The 1,842-nt window shown below is 43.1% G+C and carries 3 protein-coding genes; all 3 read left to right on the top strand.

The annotated features are described in order from the left end of the window. Window positions 1–220 precede the first annotated feature (220 nt). A complete protein-coding gene (locus tag ACI3UA_RS07625; RefSeq protein WP_439724216.1) occupies window positions 221–523 on the top strand; it encodes a Nif11-like leader peptide family natural product precursor in 303 nt (100 codons plus the stop codon). Between the two features lie 122 nt (window positions 524–645). After that, complete coding sequence (locus tag ACI3UA_RS07620; protein WP_439724215.1) at window positions 646–1,164, top strand: hypothetical protein; 519 nt, start codon at window positions 646–648, stop codon at window positions 1,162–1,164. A 275-nt stretch (window positions 1,165–1,439) separates the two neighbouring features. Next, window positions 1,440–1,842 (top strand): hypothetical protein (locus tag ACI3UA_RS07615; RefSeq protein WP_439724214.1); only part of this gene is annotated, 403 nt, incomplete at its 3' end.

The following is a 1,842-nucleotide window of genomic DNA, read 5'->3' as shown; positions in this document are numbered from 1 at the left end:
TATTATATATTATCATGCCATTGACAGAAAAGGGAAAATAAGGAAAATTATTTATTTTATGCAGGATTTTGTAACCATGTGTCGAATTTCCATGTTACAATAAAAAATAGATATATTTATGTAGCATATACGTAATTAATTGGACGTGTTTGCGTACAATTAACAAAAGGTCAGATATGAATATGTTAATAAACGGCTGGTGGAGAAGGAGGTTTTAATCATGTTGGATGATGTTTTGAAGGGAAAGCTGGAGCAGCTGAATGGCAAGCTTGAGACTGATGAGAAATTTAGAAATCAGCTTTTGAATTGTGACAGTATGGAGAAAATCATAGCGGTTCTGGCAGAGAATGGCCTGAGCGTCGAGAAGGATGAGCTGCTGTCACTGGCTTCCGGCTTAAATGGCGACGATGAGGTAAAGAAATTACTGACGGATGATGATTTGGAAGGAGCCAGTGGCGGGGTGGCAGGAGTGGATGATTTTATTGTCTGGATTACGAAAAAAGTCAAGGCTTTCATTAAATGAGAGGTAAAGATATCTTATAAGAGGGTATGTTGCACGGAGTGCGATGGATAGGATGTTGATTTCAGAGCAGTCAGCTTTAGTAGCAAGTGGGCAGCTGTGTGAGTTGAAGGGAGCGGTTTATCATGGAGATGGCAATGGCAATTGAGCAGAATGGGGCACAGGTACAGGAAATGCTGCAGAAGATGGAAGCAGATCCTGTTACCAGCAGGATTATGGAAGCTGCAGAAACTGTTGAGGAGATGTATGAGGCGGCAAAAAGGTACATAACCATTAAGCTGGATGAATTCAAGAAGCTGTTTGATGAGGCTATGGGGTACTATGACAAGAAAACAAAATTGTCAGATGAAGATATGGAAATGATTGTAGGGGGAAGCTTTAAGGGATTTTGGAATAAGTTTAAGAAGGTTGCCCTTGCGGCTGTAGTTGTTGTTGGCGTAGTAGCACTTAGTGCCGTTACTGCCGGCGCAGCGGCGGGAGTGATTGGCGCGGCAGCCGGTGCGGCCGGTGCAGCAGCTGCTGCTGCAGTAGGTGGCACGACAACGGCGGCTGTGGCAGCGGTATCCGTGGGAACGGCTAGTGCTGTAACAGGTGCAATAGCCGGTGCCGGGTTGTCCATCAAGACACTGATAGAAAAAAGCTGAACAGCTTGAATTAGATGTAAACAGTGCTGGTTTCTGTGCGTGCAGACATCGGCACTGTTTTTTTGCGGTGTATTTATTTATGGGGGATTTTATCTTTTAAGGTATACAGTTTTCAAGGGGCGATGGGATTTCCTATACAATGAAAACGACGCTGTTATTTGCTTTACCTGATAACGACGTCGTTTTTTGCAGGAATTTTTCATTTTTTGTAGAATATAACAATGTAATTGTAATTATTTATTGATATGGAATATATTTTCCGGGGGGCGGTGTGTTTGAAGAGGTATTTTTATATAGCCATGACAATGGTGATTATTATGTCATTGACTATTATTGGCTATGGTATTTTTATCAATTATAAAGGTGAGAGCGTGATATTAGAAAGGATGAATAACCGCTCTGTTATAGTCAATGCCACTACGGTAAAAATGAGGAATATCAACGCCCAGTATGAGTTTCCGGAAGCAAGCATGTCTTCCCGCCAGTCTGTGGATGTTATTGCCAAGGCAGATGGTGTCATTACCAGAAAATTTACCCATAAGAATAAGTATGTGCATGCAGGCGATGTGGTGGTGGAGCTGATCAATGAGGATTTGCCGCTGAAAATCAAGCAGGCCGAAAGCGCCCTTCGCCGGGCGGAGGCGGTGGAGCTGCAGGCTAGAAACAGCTACAACCGTT

This window comes from Anaerovibrio sp., from assembly GCF_051866355.1.
GTDB lineage: Bacteria > Bacillota > Negativicutes > Selenomonadales > Selenomonadaceae > Anaerovibrio.
Note: the sequence above shows the minus strand (reverse complement) of the source record. Positions and strands in the feature narration are given on the sequence as shown.

Bases quoted from the DNA above. Each gene is read 5' to 3' on its own strand.
- ACI3UA_RS07620 (WP_439724215.1), top strand. From the start codon at position 646: ATGGAGATGGCAATGGCAATTGAGCAGAATGGGGCACAGGTACAGGAA.
- ACI3UA_RS07625 (WP_439724216.1), top strand. From the start codon at position 221: ATGTTGGATGATGTTTTGAAGGGAAAGCTGGAGCAGCTGAATGGCAAG.